General features: G+C 69.6%; 18 protein-coding genes and 1 pseudogene. 7 read left to right on the top strand and 12 right to left on the bottom strand.

The features are described 5' to 3' along the window. The first annotated feature begins 32 nt into the window (after window positions 1-32). Window positions 33-1,205: an acyltransferase gene (locus ABZ079_RS01695; RefSeq protein ID WP_356937363.1), complete on the top strand. Its 1,173-nt coding sequence runs from the start codon at window positions 33-35 to the stop codon at window positions 1,203-1,205. A gap of 279 nt (window positions 1,206-1,484) precedes the next feature. On the opposite strand, the gene ABZ079_RS01700 is transcribed toward ABZ079_RS01695, so the two are convergent. Then, entirely contained in the window at window positions 1,485-2,135 is a 651-nt protein-coding gene (locus ABZ079_RS01700; RefSeq protein ID WP_356937364.1) for a TetR/AcrR family transcriptional regulator C-terminal domain-containing protein, read from the bottom strand. A gap of 67 nt (window positions 2,136-2,202) precedes the next feature. Between ABZ079_RS01700 and ABZ079_RS01705 the strand changes: the two genes are divergently transcribed. Continuing rightward, window positions 2,203-3,579, top strand: coding sequence for an FAD-dependent monooxygenase (locus ABZ079_RS01705; RefSeq protein ID WP_356937365.1), 1,377 nt, complete (start codon window positions 2,203-2,205; stop codon window positions 3,577-3,579). Window positions 3,580-3,971: 392 nt separating this feature from the next. On the opposite strand, the gene ABZ079_RS01710 is transcribed toward ABZ079_RS01705, so the two are convergent. Both ABZ079_RS01710 and ABZ079_RS01715 read right to left on the bottom strand, forming a co-directional pair. Continuing rightward, window positions 3,972-4,334 (bottom strand): hypothetical protein, encoded by a 363-nt coding sequence (locus ABZ079_RS01710; RefSeq protein WP_356937367.1) that lies wholly within the window; start codon window positions 4,332-4,334, stop codon window positions 3,972-3,974. Beyond that, window positions 4,331-5,581, bottom strand: a complete 1,251-nt coding sequence (locus ABZ079_RS01715; protein WP_356937369.1) for a helix-turn-helix domain-containing protein — start codon at window positions 5,579-5,581, stop codon at window positions 4,331-4,333. The genes ABZ079_RS01710 and ABZ079_RS01715 overlap by 4 nt, the downstream gene beginning before the upstream one ends. A 163-nt stretch (window positions 5,582-5,744) precedes the next feature. Here ABZ079_RS01715 and ABZ079_RS01720 point away from each other — a divergent pair, with 163 nt between their 5' ends. From ABZ079_RS01720 to ABZ079_RS01730, 3 genes are all read left to right on the top strand, one after another. Continuing rightward, the gene (locus ABZ079_RS01720) at window positions 5,745-6,122 is read left to right on the top strand and encodes a hypothetical protein (protein WP_356937370.1); all 378 of its coding nucleotides are present in this window, start codon (window positions 5,745-5,747) and stop codon (window positions 6,120-6,122) included. 365 nt (window positions 6,123-6,487) lie between these two features. Further along, window positions 6,488-6,718 (top strand): DUF397 domain-containing protein, encoded by a 231-nt coding sequence (locus ABZ079_RS01725; RefSeq protein ID WP_356937371.1) that lies wholly within the window; start codon window positions 6,488-6,490, stop codon window positions 6,716-6,718. 78 nt (window positions 6,719-6,796) lie between these two features. Then, complete coding sequence (locus tag ABZ079_RS01730) at window positions 6,797-7,297, top strand: hypothetical protein (protein WP_356937372.1); 501 nt, start codon at window positions 6,797-6,799, stop codon at window positions 7,295-7,297. 32 nt (window positions 7,298-7,329) lie between these two features. Here ABZ079_RS01730 and ABZ079_RS01735 read toward each other — a convergent pair. Both ABZ079_RS01735 and ABZ079_RS01740 read right to left on the bottom strand, forming a co-directional pair. Then, window positions 7,330-7,521 (bottom strand): annotated as a pseudogene (locus tag ABZ079_RS01735) (LysE family transporter); the annotation flags it as partial. A 48-nt stretch (window positions 7,522-7,569) separates the two neighbouring features. Further along, window positions 7,570-9,150 carry a methylmalonyl-CoA mutase family protein gene (locus ABZ079_RS01740; protein WP_356937373.1) on the bottom strand — a complete coding sequence of 527 codons (1,581 nt, stop codon included), beginning with the start codon at window positions 9,148-9,150 and terminating at the stop codon, window positions 7,570-7,572. An 80-nt stretch (window positions 9,151-9,230) separates the two neighbouring features. Between ABZ079_RS01740 and ABZ079_RS01745 the strand changes: the two genes are divergently transcribed. After that, entirely contained in the window at window positions 9,231-10,049 is an 819-nt protein-coding gene (locus ABZ079_RS01745; protein ID WP_356937374.1) for a L,D-transpeptidase family protein, read from the top strand. 232 nt (window positions 10,050-10,281) lie between these two features. Here ABZ079_RS01745 and ABZ079_RS01750 read toward each other — a convergent pair whose 3' ends face one another. The 7 genes from ABZ079_RS01750 to ABZ079_RS01780 all read right to left on the bottom strand — a co-directional run bounded on the left by ABZ079_RS01750 (window position 10,282) and on the right by ABZ079_RS01780 (window position 24,152). Next, window positions 10,282-11,421 (bottom strand): hypothetical protein, encoded by a 1,140-nt coding sequence (locus ABZ079_RS01750; RefSeq protein WP_356937375.1) that lies wholly within the window; start codon window positions 11,419-11,421, stop codon window positions 10,282-10,284. Then, on the bottom strand, window positions 11,421-12,083 hold the full coding sequence (locus tag ABZ079_RS01755) for an RNA polymerase sigma factor (RefSeq protein WP_356937376.1): 663 nt from the start codon (window positions 12,081-12,083) through the stop codon (window positions 11,421-11,423). Before ABZ079_RS01755 ends, ABZ079_RS01750 begins: the two co-directional genes overlap by 1 nt. 278 nt (window positions 12,084-12,361) lie before the next feature. Continuing rightward, window positions 12,362-13,213: a hypothetical protein gene (locus ABZ079_RS01760; protein WP_356937377.1), complete on the bottom strand. Its 852-nt coding sequence runs from the start codon at window positions 13,211-13,213 to the stop codon at window positions 12,362-12,364. A gap of 121 nt (window positions 13,214-13,334) precedes the next feature. Then, on the bottom strand, window positions 13,335-13,967 hold the full coding sequence (locus ABZ079_RS01765; protein WP_356937379.1) for an RNA polymerase sigma factor: 633 nt from the start codon (window positions 13,965-13,967) through the stop codon (window positions 13,335-13,337). Window positions 13,968-14,127: 160 nt separating this feature from the next. After that, window positions 14,128-14,559 carry a hypothetical protein gene (locus ABZ079_RS01770; protein ID WP_356937380.1) on the bottom strand — a complete coding sequence of 144 codons (432 nt, stop codon included), beginning with the start codon at window positions 14,557-14,559 and terminating at the stop codon, window positions 14,128-14,130. A 191-nt stretch (window positions 14,560-14,750) separates the two neighbouring features. Next, window positions 14,751-15,302, bottom strand: coding sequence for an SMI1/KNR4 family protein (locus ABZ079_RS01775; protein ID WP_356937381.1), 552 nt, complete (start codon window positions 15,300-15,302; stop codon window positions 14,751-14,753). 114 nt (window positions 15,303-15,416) lie between these two features. Further along, window positions 15,417-24,152, bottom strand: coding sequence for a DNRLRE domain-containing protein (locus ABZ079_RS01780; protein WP_356937649.1), 8,736 nt, complete (start codon window positions 24,150-24,152; stop codon window positions 15,417-15,419). Between the two features lie 304 nt (window positions 24,153-24,456). Here ABZ079_RS01780 and ABZ079_RS01785 point away from each other — a divergent pair, with 304 nt between their 5' ends. Further along, window positions 24,457-24,900: a hypothetical protein gene (locus ABZ079_RS01785; RefSeq protein WP_356937382.1), complete on the top strand. Its 444-nt coding sequence runs from the start codon at window positions 24,457-24,459 to the stop codon at window positions 24,898-24,900. Window positions 24,901-25,013: the final 113 nt, after the last annotated feature.

The following is a 25,013-nucleotide window of genomic DNA, read 5'->3' on the forward strand; positions in this document are numbered from 1 at the left end:
GTCCACGCTTCTTCCGGTAAGCACGGAGCACCATGGCTGTTTCCTCCCCCGCCCTTGCCGCCGTTCCCGCTCCCCCCAGCCGCGGAACGGCCCGCGCCCGCCAGGGCCGCCTGCTCGCCCTGGACGGCCTGCGGCTCGTGGCCGCCCTGATGGTCTGCCTCTACCACTACGCGGGCCGCGGCGGCCCGGTCTCCGCGTCCTGGCACCAGACCCCGGCGCATGTCTTCCCGGCCCTGTCCCAGGCGGCCACCTACGGCTGTCTGGGCGTGCAGTTCTTCTTCGTCATCAGCGGCTTCGTCATCTGCATGAGCAGCTGGGGCCGCACCCTCGGCGACTTCTTCCGCTCCCGGGTCGCCCGCCTCTACCCCGCCTACTGGGTCGCCCTGGTACTGGTCACCGCTGCGGCCGTCGCCCTCCCCGTGGTCGTCCACCCGGTCCGGCCGGACGAGTTCCTGGTCAACCTGACGATGCTGCAGCAGCCCATGGGCGCCCCCCGCGTCCTCGGCGTGTGCTGGACGCTCTGGGCCGAGGTGCGCTTCTACGCGCTGTTCGCGCTGTTCGTCGTCCTGCGCGGCGTCACCTACCGCCGGGTCGTGCTCTTCTGCTGTGTGTGGACGCTGGCCGCGGTGGTGTGCCGCACATCCGGCAACGCACTGACGGACCAGCTGGTCATGCCCGAGTACGCCCCGTTCTTCATCGGCGGTCTCGCCCTCTACCTGATCCACCGCTTCGGCGGCGACCTGCTGCTGTGGGGCATCGTCGCCGTGTCCTGGCTGCTCGGGCAGAGCAACGCCACGCGCGGGCTGTGGCACCCGGGCGCCCAGGGCGACTTCCACCGCGACCCGTGGGTCATCCTGACGATCGTCACCCTCGCCTTCGCCGCGGTCGCGGCCGTGGCCCTCGGCTGGACGCGATGGGCCGGCTGGTCCCGGCTGGCCACGGCCGGGGCGCTGACGTACCCGTTCTACCTGGTTCACGAGCACCTCGGCTGGTTCGCCATCCGGGTGCTGCACCGGGGTCTCGGCCTGCCGCCGTGGCCGACGCTCTTCGTGACCGTGGTGGGCATGCTGCTGCTGGCGTGGCTGATCCACCGGATGGTGGAGAAACCCTTCGGTCCGCGACTGAAACGGGCGCTGAAGCGGGTGGCCACACCGGAAACCCGCCCTCAGTTCACTGTGCCGAAAGCCGGGGAGGAGACCGGCTGACCCTGCGGGGAGGACCGAAGCCGGGCAGTGGCGATCCGGATCCGGTCCCGGAGGAGCCGCCGGCCGTGGTGCGCGAGCGGCTCGAGCGTCCAGGAGGCCGCCGGACACCGGATCGTCCGACGGTCCAGGACCCCGGAGCCGACTCGGCGGCCGCTCCGGCGACGCCGCCCGGCCGCCCGCGCCCCGCCGCGGCAGCCGCGTCCGCCGGGTCGCCGCCGCCTGCCGCCGCCCCCGTCACGCGGGCGGTCCGCACCGCGCGCGGTCAGGAGCCGATTCCGCTCAGAGGACCCCGTACCGCGCCTCGATGCCGGCGATCACCAGCGCCAGCCCTTCCTCGAACTGCTGGTCGTAATCGTCGAAGAGCACCTTTCCGGCCTCGGCCGTGAGCGGGAAGTCGGCCATGCGCCGGGCGCGTTCCTCGATGTCGTACCCCTCGCGGCGCTCGCCCGGCAGGGGTACGACGCCCTGTTCCTCGGTGACGAAGCCGATGGTGAACATGGTCGCGGTCCGCGCCGCGCCGACCGCCTGGCCCAGGGTGAGCCCGGCGGCGGTGAGGACACGCAGGTGCTCCTCCATCCCGCGGGCGTGGTCCGTGCCGGTGAAGCGGGAGCCGCTGAAGACCTTGGCGCCGTCGCGGTAGCCGAGCAGCGCGGCCCGCAGTGCGCGGTTGACCTTCAGCAGCCGATCCCGCCAGCTGTCGGCGGGATCGAGCACGGTGCCCGCGACCATCCGCCGGTACATCTCCGTCGCCATCTCGTCCAGCAGCGCCTGCTTGTCCTTGAAATGCCAGTACAGCGCGGGCGCCTTGACGTCCAGTTCCTTCGCGATGGCACGCAGGGTCAGCCCGTCGAGGCCGACCTCGTTCAGCAGCCGCAGCGCGGTGTCCGCGACCCGCTTGCGGTCCAGGGGCACCCGCCGTTCCGTACTCACGCTTGACAGCTTAACAGCGTTAAGGGGAAGCTCGGCGCAACGAAACTTAACAACGTTAAGGGGAAATATGATGGATGTCCTGATCGTGGGCGCGGGTCCGACGGGTCTCACTATCGGCATCGAGCTCGCCCGGCGCGGGGTGGACGCGCTGGTGGTGGACCGGGCCGAGGGGCTGTTCCCCGGCTCGCGCGGCAAGGGGATACAGCCGCGCACCCAGGAGGTCTTCGACGACCTCGGCGTGCTGCAGGCGATCCGCGCGGCGGGCGGGCCTTACCCCACCCGGATGATCTGGCAGGACGGCGAGCGGGTCGGCGAGCAGCCGATGTTCGAGGCCGTGGACGCGGACGAGGGCACGCCCTACACCGAGCCGTGGATGGTCGCGCAGTGGCGGACGCAGGAGGTTCTGCACGCGCGGCTGACGGAACTGGGCGCCACGGTGGCCTTCGGGCGCGAGGTGACCGGCCTGACGCAGGGCGCGGAGGGGGCGAGCGTTGCGTTCGCCGACGGTACGGCCGTCCGCGCGCGGTACGTCGTCGCGGCCGACGGCGGCCGGTCGGCGGTGCGGCGCGCGGTGGGTGTGGGGATGGCCGGGGAGACGGTCGACCCGAGTCCGTTCCTGGTGGCGGACGTGCGGGTGAGGGGGCTGGACCGGGAGTACTGGCACGCCTTCCCGGGGAGCGACGGCAGCTTCGTCGCGCTGTGCCCGCTGGCCGGCACGGCCGACTTCCAGCTGGCGGCGCGCCTCCCGGAGGGCACCGGCCCCGACCTGTCCCTCGACGGCGTCCGCAAGCTGGTCGCCGCGTACACGCACCTCGACGCCGAGGACGTCACCGAGCTGCGCTGGGCCTCGGACTTCCGGCCCAGGGCCGCTCTGGCGGACCGCTTCCGGGCCGGCCGGGTCTTCCTCGCCGGGGACGCGGCCCACGTGCACTCACCGGCGGGCGGGCAGGGGCTGAACACCAGCGTGCAGGACGCCTACAACCTGGGCTGGAAGCTGGGCGCGGTACTGCGGGACGGGGCCCCGGAGGCCCTGCTCGACACCTATGAGGAAGAGCGGCGGCCCAACGCCGCTGCCATGCTGGACCTGTCGACGGGCGTGCACCGGGGCGAGGTGCGGCGGGGGAAGGCGACGGTGCAGCTCGGGCTGGGGTATCCGGAGTCGTCGCTGAGCGTCGAGACGCGCACCGCCCCGGCCGGGGTACGACCGGGCGACCGGGCGCCGGACGGCACGGTGGCCGGGGTACGCCTCTTCGACGCTTTCCGGGGGCCGCACTGGACGCTGCTGGGCGCGACGACGGCCGTTCCCGGGGTACGGACGCTACCGGCCGCCCCGGAGTCTTACGGCCCCGGTGTGTTCCTGGTCCGGCCGGACGGCTATGTGGGCTGGGCAGGTGACTCGGCGGACGGACTGGCGGCGTATCTCACCCGGGCCGGCTGCCGCTAGGCCTACGCGTTGGCGAGCGACAGCTTCACCGCGAACCCGAGGAACAGGGCACCCGCCGCCGAGGTGGCCGTCGCCGACAGCCGCTCGAGCCAGTTCCTCACAGCCCACCTTGCCCGCCCCGCCCCCGTGGACCCATGACCCGCGACTCACGCCCTCCAGACGCCCACGGCACCGATCCGGCCCACGGTGTTCACCGGCCAGCACCAGGCCCGCGACGGCCACGTGTGCTCACCCATGTGCCCCCAGAACAGGCCACACCGCGCAAACCCTCTGTGGCTGGGGCCGACGGCCTGCCAAGAACTGCGCCGCTACCAGGGCGAATGGCAGCCCCGCCGAGGCCTTTTCAACTCCGGCTCACAGCCGGGTTGTTTGTGAGCACGAATCGGTAGGCGTCAATTCAGACTGTTCTCAATGGCCTCGAAGATGTCTGAGTCGGTTTCCTTCTGCCAGTCCGGCAGGTCGGGCCAATCGGCTACGTACCCCGGCTTCGGGTCATTGAAGTGCTTGAACATCTGCGCCGTCCAGCACGTCGCGACGAACCGTCCCTTCTGCTCGCGCGACAGGCGGGAGGCATGCCCGGCGCTCAGTTTGAGGAACTGGCGAACCTGCTCATACACGGCGCCAGCAGCCTCACGCTCCCATTCAGGCGTCTCTTCCCACGGAGTTACGTAGCTCGGCTTGGGCTCACCAGGGAAGTGCTTCCGCACTCCAGCGATCCACGCCTCGCGAAAGACTCGCGCGCCCTCGGTCGTCATGCCTTCCCCTCTCGTGATGCCGTCAGGCTGCCGATCTCGGCCTTCAACTCGGTGATACGCCGGTCGCACCCCAAGGTGCCCAGCTCGGAAGTCAGGGTCTGGAGTCTACGGGCGACGTAGCCGGACCCGGAGGTCCGCGCCAGCCGCAGGGCTTCGAGCCCATACTGCACGACCTGCTCCAAGTCTTTCCGCTTGGCGCCGATCGCGGCCAGGTCGACAAGTACCGCGCCCCGGCGTCGGAAGGAGTGGCCAGCGGCCAGAGGGGCGAGCGTCAGCGCATCCTTCAACGAGGTCTCGGCCAGGCCGAGTCGGTTGAGTTGCAAGTACCGGGCGCCTCGCTCCTCCGCCAGGCGCGAGCCATCGAAGCGCAGCCATCCGCTGTTCGACACCTGGCCGCTCAGGCTGGCCACCTTCTCGGCCTCGTCCAGAGCCCCCTCGCAGGCGTCGAAGTCGCCGAGCCAGGCGAACGCCTCAGCTTGCACGGCTGCGGCCCAGTGCTTGGTCGCAAGGCTGCTGTCTCCACGCAGGGCGACACGGCGCGCGGCCCCAAGGGTATCCGCGGCACGCTTGTAACGGCGCTCGGAGAGGTCTACGTAGGCGCTCCGGATCAGGGCGCACGCCCACAGGTCGTAGGCGCCGGCCTCCTTGCTCGCGCTGGCCGCAAGCGAGTACGAGGCGGCGGCATCGTGGTACCGGTTGGCGTCGAAGGCCAGCTCGCCCGCCAACTGGAACAGGTCACCGGCCGCAAAGCAGAGCGTCCCTGTCTGGGCCCGCCCATCGCGCAGCGCATCGTTCAAGGCAGTGAGCTGAGACTGCACTACCGGGTACACCGAGTGCTTGGCGCGGGCGAGTTGGTAGACCTGCCACAGATGGCCGTTCATGCGCCCGAAGTCGTCGCCGCTGTCCTCCAGGGCCTCCGCCTCGCCCGCAGGTATGGCAGCGACCGCACCGGACACCGCCATGAGGCGCAGAAACTCGCGTCGGATCATCTCGTCTGGGTCCCCTGGGCTGTGGTGGGCACTCGACGCTGACGGTACGGGCTTCGGCTGCACCTTGGCTGAAGTAAGCAACGCATCGAGTTCGTCGAGGTCCATCTGTAACACCTCGGCGACCTTGGAGCGCTGAGGAGGCTGGGGCTTGGATTTGCCCGTCTCCCATCGGCCTACGGTGCGTCGGTCGACGCCTACCGCGAAGGCAAACCCCTCTTGGGTGAAGCCCCGAGCCCTACGCCTGTCGGCGATGCTCATGCAGGCCCCCTTCCCGGGATCTTGCCGTGCCCAACCATGCCGCCTGTCCCATGTCCCAGAGATGTCCCAACACTGGCCCATGAACGCCGTGGTCCGCACGCCTTTCGCGCGGAACGCTGGTCTCCATCCGGTGAAACCGCCGTCAGCCAGCGAGGGACACGCCGTGAAGACCGAGACGAGCAGATTCGAAGTGACAGCGTCGACCGAGGACGGCATACCGATCGACGTCGAGCTGATCCAGGACAGCACCGACGCCGCCCTCTCGGCGAGGCTCGGCACCTCGACCCGCGCCGACATCGACGCCAGGGCACCGGCCTTGATCGGGCACCTGCAACTGCTCCTCGGCGAGGAACTGGGCGCCGGCGACGACGAGCTGGTCATGCAGCAATTCCGCAAGGCGTACTCGCTGCTCGACCTGAAGAACCGCCCCACCGCGGAGACCCCGACCTTCACGGCCTACTTCTTCATGCGCGAGGTCGCCGACCTGACCCGCCGACTGCTGTGGATCTACACCCAGAGGAGCGGGACGGGTGCAGCGTGAGCCCCAAGGCGCAGCAGGTGATTTACGTGATCGCCCTGCTCGGACTCATGGCCGCTCTCGCGGTCGGAATCCTGGCCGGCCCAGAGGGAAGCACAAGCGTCCGCTCGGCTGGCGCCAGTGGCTTCTCCAAGGGCTCCTGATCGCGGCGTCCGTGTTGATCATGGCGGCCTACTGGCAACTCACCACCTGAACATCCGTCCCCGAGGTGACTCCCCCGGTCGTTCCCCCACGGCCAACACCCCTCGGGGGCGGAGCCAAGCGCCCACCCCGGCCAGGAACAGGAAGGCCGGGCCGGGGTGGGTCGGCAAGTGCACTACGGCGCGGAGACCGCATCTCCGCAACGTTGCACCAGGAAGGACTACCCGATGAACGGCAACCTCTACAACCTGCCGGCGGACGGCGTCGAGACGACGAACTTCTGCGGAGGCCCCTGCACCGAGGGCTGCGTCGACTTCGCCGCGATCCCCGGCGCCGCCGACTCGTACGTGGTCCGCGATTCCAAGCCCCAGGGCGCCGGCAAGGAGCTGCGGTTCACCGCGGCCGAGCTCGACGACTTCGCCCTCGGCTGGGTGAAGAACCGCGGCCTCACCGCCTGACCCTGCTACACCTCTCATCCTCGGCGGGTCGTCCTACGCGCATCAGGGCGGCCCGCCCTCCCCTCTTGGAAGGCGCGCATGAGCTGGACAGGACACTTCCACGGCTACGGCCCGTGGATCGGATCGCCCGACAGCTACCACCGGGAAGGCGACCGGCGGCCTCCGCATCCTGACCCCCCTGCTCCTCCCGCCTCGGACGAGGACAAGGTGGCCATCCGCATCCTTCAGCGGTACCGCGAAGTGATGGCCGAGTTCCCGACCTCGAACCTGCCGCCCATGATGTCCGGGCACTGGCTGATGAAGCGGAACCAGGCGGCCCACGAGCGCACCTGGACGGACGCCACAGCGGCTCTCGACTGGATGGTCAAGCACCTTCTTGACAACCCCCCGATGCAGCGCGAGGACGGGCATCAGGCGTACGCGAGCCTGGACACGAGACGCGAATACGTGCTGGATGTCCTGCCGGTCGGCGTGGACGTGAGCTGGGTGTACTACAACCGGCCGGGCAATATCGTCTCGCTCAATCTGGTGTGCTGCCCGAACCGTCACCACCCCGACCTCACGTGCCCGCTCGCGTAACGTGGGACGGCCCCGCACTGCAACTTTCTGCAGGAGGCGACCCCGGCGGCGGACAGCGTCATCAGCACGGCGTCCCCGCACCACACGCCGGCGGCGGCGGTGTAACCGGCCCGCACTCCGCGGCGGGCGGCCACGGAGAGCACGTACAGCGAGTTGGGCCCGGGCAGCAGGACGATCAGGACGAGGCCTGTGAGGTAGGTGGGGAGGTCGATGACGCCGAACACGGGAAGGAGTGTCGCGCAGGGGTACGGCACCGGCTCCGGAGCGGGTGCTCAGAACGCATCGCTCGGGATGTGGCTCCCCCACACCTCCCGCAGCGCGTTGCACACCTCCCCCACCGTCGCCCGAGCCCGCAGCGCCTCCTTCATCGGATACAGGACGTTGTCCTCCCCCTCCGCCGTCTTCTTCAGCGCGTCCAGGGCCGCGTCCACCGCCCCTTGGTCCCGCTCGGCCCGCAGCTCGGCCAGACGCTCCACCTGCCGGGCCTCGATGGCCGGGTCCACCCGCAGCGGCTCGTAGGGCTCCTCCTCGTCCAGCCGGAAGCGGTTGACGCCCACCATCACCCGCTCACCGGAGTCGGTCTCCTGCGCGATGCGGTACGCGTTCCGTTCGATCTCGGCCTTCTGGAAACCCCGCTCGATCGCCGCCTCCGCGCCGCCGAGGTCCTCGACCTTCCGCATCAGGTCGACGGCCGCCGCCTCCACGTCGTCCGTCATCCGCTCCACCGCGTAGGAGCCCGCGAAGGGGTCGACCGTCGCGGTCACGTCCGTCTCGTACGCCAGCACCTGCTGCGTCCGCAGGGCCAACCGCGCGCTCTTGTCGGTCGGCAGGGCGATCGCCTCGTCGAAGGAGTTGGTGTGCAGGGACTGGGTGCCGCCGAGGACCGCGGCCAGCGCCTGCACCGCCACCCGGACCAGGTTCACCTCCGGCTGCTGGGCGGTCAGTTGCACGCCCGCCGTCTGGGTGTGGAAGCGCAGCATCCAGGACTTCGGGTTCTTCGCGCCGAACTCCTCCTTCATCACCCGCGCCCAGATCCTCCGCGCCGCGCGGAACTTGGCGACCTCCTCCAGCAGCGCCGTCCGGGCCACGAAGAAGAAGGACAGACGGGGGGCGAACTCGTCGACGTCCATGCCCGCCGCGATCGCCGTACGGACGTACTCGATGCCGTCGGCGAGGGTGAACGCGATCTCCTGCGCGGGCGAGGCGCCCGCCTCCGCCATGTGGTAGCCGGAGATCGAGATCGTGTTCCACTTCGGGATCTCGGCGGTGCAGTACTCGAAGATGTCGGCGGTCAGGCGCAGGGATGGCCCGGGCGGGAAGATGTACGTGCCCCGGGCGATGTACTCCTTCAGCACGTCGTTCTGGATCGTGCCCGTCAGGCGGTCGGCCGGTACTCCCTGTTCCTCCGCCACCAGCTGGTAGAGCAGGAGCAGCAGGGCCGCCGGGGCGTTGATCGTCATGGACGTCGAGACCTGGTCCAGCGGAATGCCGTCGAACAGCACCCGCATGTCCTCGATCGAGTCGATCGCCACGCCGACCTTGCCGACCTCGCCGTGGGCGAGGGGCGCGTCGGAGTCGTGGCCCATCTGGGTGGGCAGGTCGAAGGCGACGGACAGACCGGTGGTGCCGTGGGCGATCAGCCGGCGGTAGCGGGCGTTGGACTCCGCGGCCGTGCCGAAGCCGGCGTACTGACGCATGGTCCAGGGGCGGCCGGTGTACATGGTCGGGTACACCCCGCGGGTGAACGGGTACGCGCCCGGGTCACCCAGCTTTCCGGCCGGGTCCCAGCCGGTCAGGTCGGCCGGCCCGTAGACCGGCTCGATCGGCAGGCCCGACTCCGACTCACGCGCCATGGATGCCTCCGAGGTCTGTCCTCCTACCCCTCACCATGCCCCCTAGTTCGGCGGCGGTCACGCGGGGAAACATCCCCCGCATGAGGATCACGGGCAGACTCACCGCCTTACTCGCCTCGGGGGCCGCCCTCGCGGCCCTCTGCGGCTGCACCGTGCAGCCCACCGACACCGACGGCAGGCACGGCCTGCCGGTGCACGTCCGACTGCCGTCGAGCCGGAGTGGCGAAGCCACCCGGACGGCCCCGAGCACGCCCGTCCGGTCGGCGCCGCAGGTCCTGTGGGCGCGCGGCGACAGCGGACCGGGGGTACGGGAACTCCAGGCGCGGCTGCGCCAGGTGGACTGGCTGTTCGACGGGCCGACGGGGTCGTACGACGATCTGACCGAGCGGGCCGTCAGGGGCTTCCAGGGCAAGCGCGGGCTGCCGGGGACCGGCGAGACCGACGTCGTGACCTGGCAGCGGCTGCTGGCGATGACCCGTCCGCCGGGGAAGTGGGAGCTGTATCTGATGGGTGGCCAGCCGGCCGCCGCCCCCGATCCGCGCTGCCTGACCGGGCGGGCGCTGTGCATCAGCAAGACCAGCCGGACGCTGCGCTGGATGGTCGACGGGCGGACCGTGTCGACCGTCGCCGTGCGCTTCGGCACCCAGTACACCCCGACCCGCGAGGGTGTGTTCCGCATCTACTGGAAGTCACGGCACCATGTGTCGACCCTCTATCACTCGCCGATGCCGTACGCGATGTTCTTCAGCGGCGGCCAGGCGGTGCACTACTCGTACGACTTCGCGGCGCGCGGTTACGCGGGTGGCTCGCACGGGTGCGTGAACGTCCGGGACGAGACGGCGATCGCCCAGCTCTTCGCACAGGTGCGGATCGGCGACAAGGTCGTCGTCCACTGGTGAGAGTCGTCCGCCGGTGAGGGCGGTGCGTTGCGGGGCGCGGGCGGGACCGGGGGAACGTGTCCCGCCCGCGCCAGGTGCACGAGCCGTGGGTACGGGGGGAACCCCGGCTCAGTGCGACGGCCGATGACCAGTCGGCTCACTCATTACTGCGTCCGGGGCTCCGGAAACGTCACACCTCTCGCGAAGAATTTTTCGCGGATCACAAAATCGCAGGTCAAGGGCGGTGTGAGGATCAGAGGGCGGTGTACGTCGGGCTCGGTGACGGGGTCGTCGGGGCCTGGCCGGGGTGGGCCGGGGCGAGGGTGGAGGGAGCGGGCGCGGCCCCGCGGCGGTGCCGGCCCTTGCCGCCGCTACCGCCCCTGCCGCCGCCCTTACGTGGGTGGCTGTCGTCGTCGCCCTGCCCGTCCCCCTTCTCGCCGCCCTTGTCCTTGCCGTCGTCCGTGCCGCCGCCCTTGTCGTTGCCCGCGTCGTCCCCGGCGCTGCCGCCGTTCGCGTCGCCGCTGCCGCCGTTGCCGCCGCTGCCGCCGTTCGCTGTGCCGGGGACGGGACCTCCGGCGGCCAGGACGACCTTGCAGTACTTGTTCACGCGCGCGGAGCCGCCCGCCAGGGTCTCCAGCGCGCGCCTGCGGCCGGTGTCCAGTTCCTTGCCGTCGCGGATGTCACGGCAGGCGGCGGCGGCACCGTTCCAGCCGGTGCCGGGGGTCGCGGAGGGGGCATCGGAGCCTGGAGCGTGGCCCGGACCCGTGCCGTCGTCCGGTCCGGCGGCCTCGTCGGAGGCGTCACCGCGGGTCGCGCCCGGGCTGCCGCTCGGGGTGCCCGGTGCGGTGCCCGGCGTCGCCTGCCGGGAGGCGGGGGCGAGGGGCTGTCCGGAGGTCCCGGCGGTGGTGGAGACGGCGGGACCGGGGGGTTCGTCGCGGAACGGTGTGGGCAGCACCCCGCTGCCGGCGGCGACGGCCACCCCGCCGAGCGTGCCCGCGGCCACGGCGGCCGCGAGGACGAGCCGCGCCGGGCGGGCCCAGCGGGGGCGGCGGGCGGCGATTCCGGTACCGGCCGGTTTGGCGATGTGGACCAGGCCCGCGTCGGCACGGTGGGAGGGCCCGCCGGAGCGCCGTCCGGGGGCGCCGTCGGCGAAGGCGACGGCGCGGCGCTCGGCCTCGGCCGCCTCACGGGCCTTGCGGAACGCGGCCAGGGCGGCCTGCTCACCGGGGAGTTCAGCGGGGCCGGGGGCCGCCTCCGCGGACAGCGCGCCGAGCGTCCGGGAGAGGCGTTCGGCCTGGTCACTGGCGGAGGGGTCGACGGCTTCCAGCGACTCACCGCTCAGCAGACGTTCCGCCGTTTTCCGGTTCAGCCACTTGTAGTGCTCGTCGGCCATCACATGTCCTTCTGCGTCCGCGCACGCGTATGCGTCACAGCTGCGGACGTCGCCGCGCGGCCACGCGGTTTCCTCTGGGCCGGCAGCGCGTCGAGCACGGCCACCGATTCCGGATCGTCGCCGAGCAGCTCCGCGAGCCGCTTCAGGCCCCGGTGCGCGGCGGTGCGTACCGCGCCCGCGCGTTTGCCGAGCGTCTCGGCGGCGGTCTTGGCGTCCAGTCCCACCACCACGCGCAGGACGACCGCCTCGGCCTGGTCCTGCGGGAGCCGCGCGATGAGGGAGAGGGCGCTGCCGGTGGCCAGGGCCTCGATGGCCTCGCCGGCCGTGTCGGAATCGGCGGGCCGGCCGGTCAGTTCCGTCTCGTCGCCGCCTATGGCGGGGCGGCGGCCGCGCATGCGTATGTGGTCCAGGGCGCGGTTGCGGGCGATCCGGGCGGCCCAGCCGCGGAACCGGTCGGCATCACCGCTGAAGCGGTCGAGGTCCCGGGCGATCTGGAGCCAGGCCTCGGACGCGACGTCCTCGGCGTCCGGTTCGCCCACCAGCGTGCGCACGTATCCGAGCAGCCGTGGGTGCACCGCGCGGTACACAGTACGGAACGCGGTCTCGTCACCGTTCTGTGCTGCACGCACTGCGGCGGTCAGCTCCGCGTCGTCCCCCAGCACCGCACTCCCTTTACGCCTGTCTTCGGTCGGCGCGAAAGGCACGTTACGGCGTCAAACCGCTCCCCGTCCATGTCTGTGAAAGATGCAACTAACTCGTGACCGCCTGCGGATGTGCGCAGGGTGAGGTCCGGCGTGGCCGGGTGTGACAGAAAACGCACCCATGGCGCTGAAGAAAGTACGGGCCGTGCGCGGCCCGTCCGCGCGACGGCCGGGGCCTCTCCTGTGGGGGGTGGCGGCCCCGGCCGTTGCCTTGACGGGGCACGGCCGGGCGGCCGGGCTCACTTCCTCCCGTCGGCCCTGGCGTCCGCCGGGCGCGGTTTGCCGCTCCCGCTCCCCCCGTCGTCGCGATGCGCGCTGCCACCGGCATCGCTCGCCTTGCCGGCGTCCTGCCCCGGAGAGCGCGCCGCTCCCGCGGTTTCGGTGGCTTGTGCCGCTTGGGTGGCTTGAGAGGTCCGGGCGGCGCAGTAGGCCGCGATCCGGTCCGTGCCGCCGGCCGCCGTGACGAGCCGCTGCCAGGCCGTCGCCTCCAGGGCGTGGCCCCGGTGTCCGGCCTTCGCGTAGGCACGGCAGTGGACCAGGGTGTCCTGGGCGGTGTCCGGGTGCCCCGGGTGTGCGGCCGGGGCGGCCGAGCCCGCACCGGCGGACCCGGGGGACGGGTCGGCGGCCGGCCCGTGCGACGCGCTCGCCGACGGGTGCGCCGGCCGCCGGGTGTCCCGGCCGTCCGCCGTGCCCGACCCGGCCGAGCCGATCGCGGCGACGGCGACGCCGCCCAGCGTGAGGCTCGCGAGCGCGACGCAGAGCGTGCCCTTCAGCGAGAGCCGCGCGCGTCGCGGTTCCCTGGGGCGCCAGTCGTCCCGGGCCCGCGTCCGCGCCCGGTGCGCTCCGGCGTCGCGGGCGGCCCGGAAGGCGGCCACGGCCCGGCGCTCGGCCTCGGAGCCGGCCAGGACATCGTCCGCGCGCAGCACAGCGCCGAACCGCGTCTCGAACCCGGGGAACTCGAAGGAGCCGGTGGCCGCTGGATCCTGGTCGCCGCGTTCGGGAGCGTCGGCCTGACCCGGGGCGGAGGCGGTGGCACCAGGGCGCGCGCGCCGGCGGCCGGGCAGCTCGCCGGCGCTGTGCCGTTCACCCATGTTCGTTTCCCGTCTCCGTTCTCGTCCGGTACGCCCGGCCCACCGGATACGCGCCATGCCCCGGCCCGGTGCGGGCTCCGGGACCTTCTCCCGTATCCATACGGCGCGTGGCCGCCGCCGTTCACTCCGACTCCCCCAGCGTGCGGGGGTCCCCTTCCGTCACACCCTCGTCCGCCGCGTCGCGCACGCCCAGATGCCGGGCCAGCCGTCGCAGCCCCCGGTGGGCGGCCGTGCGGACCGCGCCGGGGCGCTTGCCGAGGACGCGCGCGGCGGCCGGGCCGTCGAGGCCGACGACCACCCGCAGCAGCACGGCCTCGGCCTGATCCCGCGGCAGTGCGCGCACCAGCTCCAGCGCCCGCTCGGTGGACAGGGACTCCAGGGCCTGGTCGTGCGTGCTGTGCCGGCCGGGCAGGTCCAGTGCGGACTGGTCGAGCGCGGCCGCCCGGGGCCGTACCCGCTGGCGGCGCAGGTGGTCCAGGGCGCGGTGCCGGGCGATGGTCGCGGTCCAGCCGCGGAATCCGGCGCCGTCGCCCTTGAACCGGCCGAGATCGCGGGCGATCTCCAGCCAGGCTTCGGACGCCACGTCCTCCGCGTCCTCGCCGACCAGGCCCCGCAGATAGCCGAGCAGGGCGGGCTGCACGATCCGGTAGGCCACCGCGAAGGCGGTCTCGTCACCGTCCTGCGCCCGCGCGACGGCGGCGCCCAGCTCCCCGTCCCGCGGCTGCAGGCGGCGGCGTTCCCCTCCCTGGCCCAAGACCGTCCTCGTTCATGCCGAGTTCATGGCCACTGTGTGGCGCGTCCCTCACGGTGCGACACGCTTTGGCCGTGTCTCCGCCCTCCAAGATGATCAGCGCCGGGCCTCACGGAAATGTCACAGCCCGGCCGTCAACTCCCGGCGGAAACCTCCCGGCCGGTCATGCGGCGGTTCTCCGCACCCGCCCGTGCAGCGTCAGGTAGAAGGTCTGGAGGGACTCCTCGGGGCCGCCGACCGCGAAGCGGTTGACGACCTTGCCGAGGGGGTTCCAGACCCGCCCGTCCCGCATGCGTACGCCGACCGGCTGGCCGAAGTAAGCGCGCTGACCGGCATCGAAGTCCACCCACACCGCCCCCGCGCGGCGCACGAGCACCTCACCCACGTAGGCCCCCAGCCCCATGAGCGTGTCGCGCGCCCGCTCCCCGTCGGCGCTGCCCTTGCGCAGGCCGTCGATCAGGAAGTCGATGACCCTCAGGCTGCGCTCGGAGTAGTCCAGCGGCAACCGGTTGCGGGCGGTGGCACGCGAGACGAAGACGGCGGCACAGGCCCGCATCTCCGCAGCACACGGGACGCGTTCGCGTACTTCGGCCATGGGACTGTTCCCCCTTCGCTCGACTCGGGAGAACGCGGATCCCGTCCCCCGCTTCCCCAGCGGAAGCGGCCCCTGGAACATCACGGGGGAGGGGTGTGTCCATCACCACACGGAAAGGTCACAGGCCGGGTACAACCTTTCGACCTCATCGCCGTCCGCATCGGCGCGCACACAGGGTGGAGTCTCCGGCTCTATTCCAGCGAACCGGGTTCTGCATCGGAATAGGACTCGTAATGAGGAACCGGCGAGTAGCTCGCACAACTGAACGGCTTGAACTCCGTGTCCGTGATCATCCGGTACACGAACTCCGAGACGCTCATCTCGTATTGATGCCATTCCTCGGTGTCGTCCGTGCGAGCGACGATCGGCCAGTTCTCCGGAGCCTCTTCGGTCACCAGCCAGTAGTAGGCGTACCCCTCCGCGGCCGCTCCGCCCCAACGCAGCAGTCCGCCCTGGCCCGGTTCGAAAATCCGGTACGGCTCGTAGACCGACTCCGCATCGGGCCAGCTTTCGAGCGCTCGGCGCAGTTTCCTCAAGTTGTCCAGGACTTCGAGATGGGTTCCGCCCTTTGACGTGTAGACGTAAAGGAAACCGTTGAACTCGCCCCGCCCGAATGCCTCGCAGAACTCCTTGAAGTCCGCCGGAAGCGCGGTGCCAAGCTCCGCCTCCACCGCCTGCCACTCCACCTGGACCTGCTCCGACTGACGGCCTACCGTGTCAAGAAGCTGCTGAACCCGTGACATGTCGCATCATCTCCGAATCTTCCGGAAAGACCAGGTCCGCCCCCGAGCCTGGATGAGCACTCGGGGGCGGTACCACGGTCTGACTATACCGTCACGCCTTGACCTCTTTGCAGGTCAGGGCACGTTGCTGATTTTTATGGCCTTCGATTGTCCGGTGACCACACTTGTCCACATGATGGAAATACTGTCCGGGATCGGATTGTTCCCGGTGTAGTTCGCGTCTACCTGGTAGTAGATACTGTCGCCGGCCTTGAGTCGTTTGGCCACCTCGTTCTCGAAGCTGGACATCAGCGGACTGTTGACCTCGTTGTAGAGAGGCACCAGATTTCGCTTGTCGGTACCGCTGCCGCCCAGCTGCTTTCCGATCAGATGGCCCCTCTGGACGTAGTCGAGCCCCTTCCGGTCGGCCGTGCTCCGGCTGTAGTAGCCCTTGGGCACGTTCGACCAGTCGATCGGGAATTCCGTACGCGTCCCGAAGATCTTCGACTGGACTCCAGGGAACGCCTCGGACCCGTCGTCCTTCTCGTAGTTGAAGTCACCGGCCGTCAGACAGGCACGCCCGCCCTGCGCCCGGCCCTGCTCGTCGAGCGGCAGATAGTAGATCGCGCTCTGCCCCTTGCTGCAGTTGTCCTGCCGCAAGGCGTAGTCCGCGTACGGACGCCACTCCACATCCTTGTCGGGGGTGGTGAGCCGACCCAGGTCGTAGTTGGGCTCATCGCCGATCTCCGACTCGCGCGACGCGGTGGACGAGCCATCGAGGTCGAAGCCGAGCGTGTCGAGGAACACGTAGATCGCGGTGCCGATGCCCGATGCCCGGCCAAGGAAACGGGTGAGTCCCGAACCGGCCTCCGACACCGCCGTGGAAGCACCTTCCTCCACGGCTCCGGCCGCGCTCTTCAGCCAGTCGCCCGCCGCGCCGGCGACCTCGCTGCAGACACCGCAGTCGAAGTGGCCGTCCAACTCGACGTTGGAGGTGGGATTGCCACCCCCGAAGGAGTACCGGCTGCCGGTGAACGGGTCGGAGCCGAGGTTCATGTCGGCGAGCGCCCCGTTGTACATGTCCCGGGTGGTGAACTGGTTCAGGCTCGGGCTGTAGTTGCGGAAGCCCATGTCGTAGGTGCCGGACTGGGCGTCCCAGCGCTTGGAGTTGAACCGGTAGGGGTTGTACGCATCCTTCGTGGGGTCGGCGGCGTCGGGCTTGTCGATGCCGGTGAACTCGGATTTCTCGTCGGATCCGTAGGCCGTGTAGCCGTACGTCGCCTTGGTGTCGCCGTCCTTGTTCGTGAGCGTCTCGACGTCGGTGTGGCTGTTGTAGCCGTAGTAGCCGTCCTCGGTCGTGCCGTCGCTGCTGTGCGTGACCTGCGACAGGCGCTCGCCCCAGGGGCTGTACTGGTACGACTTCGTGAGCTTGCCCGCGACCTCCTCTCCGAGGACCTCACCGGAGAGGCCGAGGTAGTCGAAGTCGGTCGTTTTGCCGTCGGCCGTCTTCGAGGCGGTGCGGTCCAGCGGGTCGAACGTGTACGTCGTCGACTTCAGCGTGCCTGTGCCGTCCGCCTTCTGGGCCTCCACCACGTGGTCGAAGCCGTCGTACACGCTCCGTTCGATGACCTTGCCGCCGGCGGTGACCGTCTCCAGCCGGCCGAACGGGTCGTAGGTGTAGTTGGACGCCTGACCACCCGAGGTGGCCCGCAGCAGGCGGTTGCGGTCGTAGTCGTACGTCGTGGTGACGTTCTTGACCGTCTGGCTGATGACGTTGGCGTTGTCGTCGTGGACGTACGTCTCCGTATCGGCACCGGTGCCGGTGCGGACCAGCTTGGTGAGCCGGTCCACGGGGTCGTAGGTGTAGTCCGTGGTCGACGAGAGATAGGCCGTGTGGTCATCGGCGTTCATCTTCTTCGCGACGTCCTGCGCCTTGTTGCCGTTGGCGTCGTAGGCGTAGGTGTGCGAGGCGACGAGTGTGCCGTTCGGCTTGTTCTCCGTGCTGGTCTTGACCACTCCGTCGTGGAAGTACGTGTAGTCGACGGTGTTGCCGTTGGCCTTGGTCTCCCGGAGCTTCTGGCCGCGATCCGTGTACGTGTACGACGAGACCTTGGGGGAGGCGTCCGTGGCCGATGTGCCGACCGAGACGGTCTTGACCAGGTCCCTCAGGTCGTACGTGTACTTGGAGAACTGGTCGGGATGTGTGACCGTCTCCGTCTGGCCGTTGGCGTCGTAGGTGAACGACGTCGCCTTCTTCTCCTGGCCGGCCAGCGCCTCGGTCACCTTCTGGACCTGGTTGAGGCCGGTGTAGGTGATCGTGTAGGCGTCGATCTTCGCGCCGGACGAGGTGTCGTCGATCGACGTCATGTTGCCGTTGACGTCGTAGGCGTAGGCGAAGGACTTCTTCTCGCCGTCCGTGTCGCCGGAGTTGTCCCGCACCAGCTTGACGCCGTCGGCGACCACGATGCCGCCGCTGTTCTGGTCCAGCTTCAGCTTGGTGGCCTCGCCCTGCTTGAGGCTGTAGGACCCGAGGCTGACCCAGGTCCCGGTGCCCGCCGTCTGGTTCTTCGTCACCGAAGGCTCAGTCGTCGTGCCGTGCGTCAGCGTGTACTTGGCCGTCGTCGCGGCGCCGGTGACCTTCGGGAACTTCACGTAAGCGGCGTACGTGCCGTCCTTGGGGATGTTCAGCGTCCACGTGAAGGCGTCGGTGCCGGTGCCCGCCGCGTGCGTCAGGTGGTCGTAGCCCTGCTGACCGGTGATGTCTCCGTTCGTCCAGGTGCCCGTCGAGGAGGTGTTCTGGGTGTCGGAGTTGTCCACGAGGACCACCGACTTGCCGACCGGGACCCCGTCGTCCGACTTCGACTTCAGTGAGCCGTCGGGGTAGTACGACCACGTCATGGTGCGGTCCGAGGAACCGCCCGCCGAGGTGAGCGTTCGCTTCACCTGCTGACCCACGTCGTTGTAGTCGAACGTGGTGGTGATGTCCCACGGGTCGGTGGCGGACTTCGACCAGCCGTTGTCGAAGTAGGTGTAGGTCGTGGCGTTGCGTACCGTTTCACCCTGCGACGGCGGCAGCGACGTCTTCACGACCCGGCCGACCGCGTCGTAGGTGGTCTCCGTGTAGACGTCCGACTTGTTGTGACGGGCGTCGTCGGGGTCGTACGGCTGATACTGCCGCTTGGGGCGGTTGAGTTCGTCGTACGTCGTGCGCAGCGCGAAGTCGTCCGCGTCGGCCGTCGCCGTGCCGCGCGGGGTGATCACGCGAGTGGTGTTGCCGACCTGGTCGTACTCGAACCGGGTCGTGCGGTACGTGGTGTCGTCGTGCGCCACCTTGACCTCGGTCTTCATACCCCGCTCGTCGTACGTGACGGTGCTGGTGTGGTTCTCCTTGTCCGTCGTCGAGACCACCAGTCCGTCCTTGTCGTAGGACGTCTTGGTGGACTTTCCGGCCGCGTCCGTGACCTGAACGACACGGTGATCCAGGTCGTAGCGGGACGTGGACGTGTAGTCGGTCGTGTCGGCCGTGCTGTTCTTCTTCGGATCGACGACCTTGTCGACGTTGCCGACGCTGTCGTAGCCGTAGGAGATCGTGTCGCCCTTGGAGTCCGAGACGGACGTGAGCTGGTAGATCTCGTTGTAGTTGCTCGTGGTGACGTAGTCGGTGGTGTCCGACGTCGTCAGCGCGCCCTTGGGCTCCGTCGACGTCTTCAGGTTGCCGACCTTGTCGTAGGTGTACGTCGACGTGCGCGGGTCGGTGTTGTTGTTGGCCGGCGCGGTCGCCGACGTGATCTGGTCCGCGTTGTCGTACACCGCCGTCGACACGGCCCCGTTGGGCGCGGTCGCCTTGGTGACGTTGTCGTTCTCGTCGTACACCGGCGGGGAAGCCGTGATCAGGACTCCCGCGTTCTGGTCCTTGGGCACGGTGCCGACCAGCGGACGGCCGTAGACGTCGTACGTCTGCGTGGTCTTCTTCCCGAGGGCGTCGGTGACCTGGGTGACCAGGCCCCGCTCGTCGTACACGTACGAAGACGAGTTCTGCAGCGCGTCCGTGATCGTCGCCGGGTAGCCGGTCGGACCGAAACCGCTGTAGGTCGTGGCGTGGCCGTTGGCGTCGGCCGCCCTGGTCAGCTCACCGTAGGAGTCGTACTCGTACGACGTGGTGTAATCCCCCGCCGTGGTCGTCGCGACGCCCTTGGGGTCGGTGACCGTCTTCAGGTTGCCGAAGCCGTCGTACCCGAACTGCCAGGCCCGTCCCTCCGGCGACGTCTTGCGGAACAGGTCCGCCGCATAGCCGTCCGCACGCGTCTGGTACTCGTACTTCGCCGTGTCGGCAGGCCACTTGGAGGTGTCCGGGACGCACGTGGCCGTCTGGTCCGGCACGCCCGCCTTGTTGTTCTCCGCGTCGCGCTGCCAGAGCGGGTAGCCCGTCTTCTGGTCGTAGCAGTACGCGGTCTTCGCCCCGTTGTTCTCCTCCAGGTAGATGACGTTGTTGTCCGCGTCCCAGCTCATCTTCATGTTCTGGGACTTGGCATTGGTCGTCTGGACGCCTCGGCCGAAGTCGTCCGTCACGTACTTGGTGGCGTGTGACTCGGCGTCGGTGACGGTGGTGTCGGTGAACTTGGCGTTGACGGTGTCCGTCGCGTAGGCGAAGCCCGTGTCGTGGCCGAGACGGTCCGTGATCGTCTTCGTCCACCAGTGGTACTTCGGGTCGTCACCCGCCTGCGGCTGGTAGTACGCCAGCTGCGTGCCATGACCCCGCGGGTCCGTGACCTTGACCAGCTTGACGTTCTTGTTGCCCTGGGTGGCGTCGTAGGTGAACCTGAAGACCTTGGGCTGGGACGAACCGTCGCCGTCGGTGAACTGACCGAGCAGGCCCTCGACCGTGTAGTAGAAGGAGATCTTGCGACCCGAGACGTCGCTGATCGACTTCACGTGGTCGTAGATGTCCGGGTCGGTCAGGCTGGTGCCGGAGACCTTGGCGCCGGTGCCGTCGATGTAGCTGTAGCTCGCGTCGCCCTTCTTGTAGTAGTCGACGGCCAGCGACTGACGGCTCGCGGGGTCCGTGATGTACACGAGGAACTTCGTCGGCTTGTTGTGCGACTTGCGTTCTTCGTACGTGTACGTCTGCGTGTTGCCGTTCTTGTCGACGATCGACGTCAGGTAGCCGTCGCAGCCGAAGAGGAAGCGCGTACCGTCCGGGCGCAGGAGCGTCCAGGCGTCCGGGACCGGGTCCTTGTCCGGCGTGCAGTCCAGGTTCGCCTTCATGGTGATCCTGTAGTGGACGCCCGCCGGGGCCTTCCACGTGCCGTCGGGCTGCTTGGTGAAGACGTGCGTGGTGCCGTCGCCGTCCGGCAGCCGGATCTCCGTCGCGTTCGCGTTCGGGTTGGGGTGGAAGTCCAGCGGCGCGCCCAGCCGGACGGGGCCCGCCAGCTGCGCCGACCAGCCCGGGCCCGAGACGGTGTCGGAGGTGTCCAGCGAGTTGTACGCGAACCGGGCGAAGGTCGTCAGTCCCCGGCCCGGGTTGGAGAACGCGTTGTACGACCACACGGTGTTGCCGGAGGCCAGGTTGTTCATCACCGTGGAGCCGGCACCCGTGTTCTTCCCCGTGTACGAGTAGAACTTCTCCATGCCCAGTGAGTCGGAGCTCGGGTCCTCGACCGCCACGTTCTGCTTCAGCGAGGGGATGCCGCCGGTGCCCGCCGACAGCCAGCTGCCGTCGGAGACCTTCCGGACGTCCCAGCCCAGCACGTAGTCCGTGCGCTTGTTGCCGTTGTCGCTGTTGATCGGGGTCTTGACCTGGGCCTGGATCGTCGCCGACTGGCCGGGGCTGAGCGCCGGTACCGCGGTCGACAGCTGGTTGCCGCCGGTCGTCACGTCCGTGCCGTCCGGGAGCTTCCAGGTGTAGGACAGCACCCGCTCACCGCTCGCCCAGGCACTCGAGGTGGTGTTGGTGACCGTGAAGTCGACCGTGTAGGCCGAGTTCGGGGTCATCCTCGCCGGGGTCTGCGGGGCGTAGTACGTGTCCTCCGTCGTGGAGTCGACATAGACGACGCGCAGCAGCGGGCCGATCTGCTGGTCGGCGGTCTCCGAGGCCAGGAACACCGTCTGCTCCTGCGGGCCCGTGGAGGTCTCGTCCTTCAGCTTGATCAGGGCACCGTGGTTGGAGGACGGGGTGCGGGTCCAGCCCTGGGTGAGTGAGGTCGCGTCCCACCAGTGCCGGCCGACGTCCGAGACCGCCGCGACCGTGTCGGAGACGGTGGCCGAGTAGTCACCGCCCGCCGTCGTCCACGCCGTGCCGGTGGAGGCGCTGTTCCAGGTGGCGGAGGTCTCGCCGAAGTCCTTGTTGAGCCCGTGGAGTTCGTAGATCGCACCGGCGGTCTTGGTGGTGGTCTCCGCGCCCCACATGAACAGCCGTGACTCCAGCACCGTGGCGGTGGTGGGGATCGCGGTGGTCGGGAACTTCATGACCGCGCGGGTCTTCTCGGTGGTGTTGGTGGGCGTGTTGTTGCCCACGCTCAGCCACTTCTGGCCCACGCCGTCCCGGCTGAGGGTGTCCAGGTTGGTGGTCGGCGTCGCCGAGGACAGCGTGGTGTCCGTGACGCTCCCGGCGGTGCCCTGGATCAGCCGCATCGTGCGGCCCGCCTTCGGTACGCCCACGATCCGGGTCGGAGAGCCGAGGAGCTGGCCGCCCTTGGTCTTGACCACGAGCTGGTAGTAGTACGACCGGCCGATCTCCGCCGAGGAGGAGTCCGGCGTCGGTGTCGCGGTGGTGTCCGTGTACGTCGTCGCCGACTTGTCGATCGGGGCGACGAGGGTGGCCGCGGACGGCGTGAACGCCTGCTGCGTGGAACGGTGCAGCTGGTACTCGCCGATGTCCAGGCCCGGGTCACCGGTGGTGTTGGAGTAGGCCTTCCAGCTCAGCTCCGGGCCGGTGGAGTGGACGACCGTCGGCGAGTTCAGCGTCGTGCCGACCTTGCCGTACGTCACCGTCAGCCGCGGGATCGTCGAGGTCTCGCCGCCGTAGTCGCCGTCACCCGACTCGTAGCGCGGGCCGCCCAGCGGGCCGGCCGTCGACTCGTCCGCGGCCTTCAGCACGAACCCGTTGTTGACCGAGGAGCCGTCCAGCCACTGCTGCACGGTGTCGGTGACCGGGAACCTGTGCCACTGGCTGTACTCGCCGGCGTTCTTGTAGATCATAGCCGGGTTGGTGAACCGGACCGCGTCCGCGATCACCGCCGTGGTCGAGGAGGCCGGGCCGTCGCCGAGGACGACCTTGCCCGCCGTACCGGCCGCGAAGTCGATCTGCGAGCCGCCGTTCAGGGCGGCCCAGACGCCATTGGTACCGGATTGCTGGTTCACCGTGTAGGTGGCGGATCCGGTCTTGGACGTCACGGTGTACGGGGCGTTGGTGGCGCGGTCGGCGGCGGCCACGTAGTGGACCTCGACCTTGTAGGAGCCCGCGTCCTTGATGTTCGGCTGCCAGGTGTAGGTGTCCCCGGCGACCGTGTCCTTGTTGACGCGGTAGTCGCCGCCGGTCGCGTACTGGGTGAGTGTGGAGGTGGACGCGGGCCAGCTGCCGGTGGCCGCCGTGGTGCCCGCGTCGCCGTCGTCCACCTGGTAGCCGGTGCCGGACAGCTCACCGGAGAGCGCGCTGGTGTTGTTCCAGGTCGCGGTCGTCTCGTCCCAGGCGCCGGTCGCCCGGTGCACCTCCACCGGCACGTTCGTGTTGCCCGTGGTGTGCGCCTGGTCGAAGTACATCTCCAGACGCGCCGAGTCGATCTTCGTGCCCGAGGGGATCTCGCTCAGCGGGAACTTGATCAGTGAACGCGCCGTACCGGTGCCGGTACGGCCGACCGACAGCTTCCAGGTGGTGTCGTAGTTCGTCGTCGGCTGGTCCGACAGGACCATCGTGTCCTGCGAGTCCGACGGGGACGGCGCGATCGTGATCGTCGGGTCGATCACCACCGGGTACTGACGGTCCTTCGACGCCAGCCACTTGGTGTCCGGCGTGACCGTCAGCTTCCAGGTCTTGCCGGTCCTCGTGAGCCTCTGCGTGACCGCGGTGCTGTAGGTCCTGCCGAAGACGGACTTGTCCGCCTTCTTCGCGTCCGTCATGAACGGCGCGGGGATGACCATCACCGGGGTGTTGGGCAGTGCGCCGTACAGCGCGACCGAGCCGTCCTTGCGGGCCCTCGGCACCAGGCCGTCGGTGTCCAGGGTGAAGGTGAACTTCACGGGTCCCTGGGGGCGTTCGGTGAGGGAGATGTTCTCCTTCACCCGGCCGGGCCCGACGCCGTACTCCAGGTCGGCGCCGTGGACAGCGTCCTTGTAGGTGACCGTCGATCCCTTGACGGCCGGCTTCAGCACGCCGTCCGCGCCTTCCAGGCCGAGGGTGACCGTACGGCCGTCGGGCGACCGGAAACGCACCAGGTGGTCCGCGTCCGAGCCGAACCAGCTGCGGCCCTCATTGGTCGTGTTGGCGAAGTCGAAGCCCTTCGCGTCCGCCGCATGGACGGTCGTGTCGATCGGCTTCCAGGTCGCCTTCTTGCCGGGGCCCGAGCGGTACGACGTCGGCACCGCCGACAGCTCCGCCTCGACACGGCCGTCGGACAGCTGCCAGAACCGGGCGGTCGAGGTGCGTCTGCCCGTCAGCTCCTTGACCCGCCTGGCCTTCGGGGCCTTCCTGCCCCTGGGGAGCTTCTGCCGGTCGGCGACCTCCAGCTCGTCGTGCGACGGCGGCTCGGCCGACTCGTGCTCGTCGTCGCCGAACCATCCCTTGACGGTGTCGACGATGCCCTTGTCGTGGCCACCGCCCGATCCGGAACCGGGATCGGATGCGGCATATGCGAACTGCGGCAGCGTGGTACTCACCACCGCCGACACGACAAGGCAGGAGATTATTCTCCCATATCGGACTTTCACGTCCAGTGCCCTTTCTTTTTCGGGCACGCCGAACAGCCGGCCGGGTATTCCCGGCCGGAAACCTCCTGTTCCCGCTGTGCCCGGCCTGTGCGGCGGGCCGATTTCTAACCAGCCGAACGACGGCCTGTCAATTGCCGGCGCAAAAGGGGCACTTGGCCCACCGAGGTCGCGGTTCGAGGTTTTCCGGCGGCGATTCGTCTGGTTTTTCCGTCCATTGGCGTGCGGCCTTTGCTCTGCGCTATAACCCGCGCTCATGCCAAGGACAGATTCGGAATCGAGGGACTGGCGCTCCCTGACCGTCGCCGGCGTGCTGGCCGCCGCCTGCGGTGGACTCGTGCTGTACGGCGTGCTCGACACGGAGGACAGACCGGGCAGGCCCCCTGTGCCGACCGCCGCCGTGACGTACGAGGTGACAGGCGAGGGCACCGCCGACATCGCCTACCAGGGCCGCAGCGAGGCCGGGAACGCCACCGTCGACCGTGCCGTCGCGCTGCCGTGGAAGAAGACCGTGGAGGTGCCGCTCGGCAAGCCACCGCTGGTCTCCATCACGCTCGGCGAGAAGGGCGGCCGGGCGAGCTGCTCGCTCGCCGTGCGTGGCAAGCACGTTCAGACAGCCTCCGCCTACGGCAGCTTCGGGCGCGCCACCTGCCAGGCGGAACTGGCGGCGGCACCGCAGCAGACGGAGGCCGCCGGATGAGTGTCGTGCGCCGGAACGCCTGGCGGTGGGCTCCGACGGCGAGAACGCGGGTGACGGCACCGCCCTCACGTCGAACGGCGGCCCGGGCGGGTCGCCGGTGCCGGAGGGCGGCA

The sequence above is a fragment of the Streptomyces sp. NPDC006314 genome, assembly GCF_040613075.1.
Taxonomy (GTDB): Bacteria; Actinomycetota; Actinomycetes; order Streptomycetales; family Streptomycetaceae; genus Streptomyces.